The sequence below is a fragment of the Streptomyces sp. NPDC054841 genome, from assembly GCF_053611045.1.
Genome location: NZ_JBSGZO010000817.1, coordinates 1 through 2,038 on the forward strand (window position 1 = coordinate 1; position 2,038 = coordinate 2,038).

The following is a 2,038-nucleotide window of genomic DNA, read 5'->3' on the forward strand; positions in this document are numbered from 1 at the left end:
GATCAGGCTGGATCAGCGAGCGCCCGCCGCGAAGCGGCTGATGTCACTGATGTGGCTTCGGATCCAGGGCGGAGGATGGGGGTCCCCCGCCGAAGGCAGGGGGAGAGTCATGGCGGAGCCATGCCGACTGACGACAACGCAGGAGACGGAGTCGCAGGGCGTCGCGAGCCTAGCAAGATCCACCGGACAGGCCCTAGCTTCGTCGGGGATCATCCGGTACTCGCCGGCCGGGGCATCTTCCCGGGCGGCGGGCGACCCCTGTGGGAGGGCGAACGATGAGCGAGAACCCTGCGGTGCGGATCGAACGCGAGGGCCCCGTCCTCACGGTGATCCTCAGCCGCCCCGCGGTCCGTAACGCCGTCGACGGCCCGACCGCCGCCCAACTCGTACAGGCCTTCCGTGAGTTCGACGCCGACCCTGACGCGGCCGTCGCCGTGCTGTGGGGCGAGGGCGGTACCTTCTGCGCCGGCGCCGATCTCAAGGCCATCGGCACGCCACGCGGAAACAAGGTCCTCGCCGACGGTGACGGGCCGATGGGCCCCACCCGGATGCGGCTCGGCAAGCCCGTCATCGCCGCGGTCTCGGGCCATGCGGTGGCCGGCGGCCTGGAACTGGCGATCTGGTGCGATCTGCGGGTCGTGGAGGAGGACGCCGTCTTCGGGGTGTTCTGCCGCCGCTGGGGCGTTCCGCTCGTGGACGGCGGCACCGTACGGCTGCCGCGCCTGATCGGGGAGAGCCGGGCCATGGACATGATTCTCACGGGCCGTCCCGTCCCGGCCCCGGAGGCGTACGGGATGGGGCTCGCCAACCGGCTCGTACCGGTCGGCGACGCCCGCCGGGCGGCGGAGCAACTCGCCCGGGAGATCGCGGCGTTCCCACAGCTGTGCCTGCGCCACGACAGGCTCTCCGCGCGTGAACAGCACGGCATGAGCGAGCCGGACGCCCTGGCCGCCGAATACCGGCACGGCATGGTGCCGCTGACCGAGGGGGAGACCCAGTCGGGCGCCGACCGGTTCGCGGGCGGCACGGGCCGCCACGGGAGCTTCGCTGACTGAACCGCGGAGCCTGCCCGTGCCCCGGCCCGCGGCTCTGCCCCGGGCCCGCGGCGGACCGGGCATGTGTCCGGGGGCATCGGGACCGGCTGTGGTTCAGGTCTTCGCGGCCGCCGGGGCCTTCGGGGCCGCCGGGGCCGCCGGGGTCTTCGGGGTCTTCGGGGCCGCCGGGGTCTTCGGGGTCTTCGAGGCCTTCTTGGCGGAGTCGAGGTGGGCGAAGACGACGACGTTGTCCTTGTAGTCCTTGGTCTTCAAGTCGAACTCGCCACCGCACGTGATCACGCGCAGCTGCGCCGACGGGGTGTCGTTGTAGACCCGCTCATTGGGGAAGCGCGCCTTGCTGAACATCTCCACCGAGTCGACCTTGAACGTGGCGACCTGGCCGTCCTTGCGGGTGATGTCGATCTTGTTTCCGGGCTTCAGCTCACTCAGCCCCACGAACACGGCCGGGCCGGTCTTGGTGTCGACATGGCCCGCGACGATGGAGGTGCCGCGTTCGCCGGGTGTGACACCCGCCTCGAACCAGCCCGCCAGATTCTTGTTGTTGGGTGGTGGCGCGTTGAGCTGTCCGGACGGGCCGATCTTCAGAGGGGTGAAGGGTGCGTTGACCGAGATCGCCGGGATGGAGATCCGCGTCGGGACGGAACGGGTCAGCGCCAGTCCGGAGGCATGGGGGGAGCCGGCCTTGTGGGTGGCGGGTGTGGGGGCGGCGGCCGCAGGAAGGGGCCGCGGTCTGCTCTCCCCGATGGCGTCGAAGGAGTTGTGGAGGAGCAGCGCGCCGAGCGCGACCGCCGTGGCGGGCCACAACAGGCTGCGACTGACGGAACGGGAGGAGGACGGTTGCCCGGGCGTCTTCGGATCGGGCGGCTGCTGCGCGGTCATGGGAAGTGCCTTTCGTGTACCCGGAAGAGAGTGGCGTGAGCGAGCGGCGGATCGGGGCCGTGGCGGCGGCAAGGTAATCGCCGCGGCCGCCGTCCGAGGGGGAC

Annotated in this window: 2 protein-coding genes; one reads left to right on the plus strand and one right to left on the minus strand. The window is 71.3% G+C overall.

Annotation, left to right across the window (positions count from 1 at the left end; genetic code table 11):
- Window positions 1-275 precede the first annotated feature (275 nt).
- A complete protein-coding gene (locus ACWGI8_RS43520; RefSeq protein WP_453669066.1) occupies window positions 276-1,055 on the plus strand; it encodes a crotonase/enoyl-CoA hydratase family protein in 780 nt (259 codons plus the stop codon).
- Between the two features lie 93 nt (window positions 1,056-1,148).
- Here ACWGI8_RS43520 and ACWGI8_RS43525 read toward each other — a convergent pair whose 3' ends face one another.
- Window positions 1,149-1,934, minus strand: coding sequence for a class F sortase (locus tag ACWGI8_RS43525; protein ID WP_453669068.1), 786 nt, complete (start codon window positions 1,932-1,934; stop codon window positions 1,149-1,151).
- Window positions 1,935-2,038 lie beyond the last annotated feature (104 nt).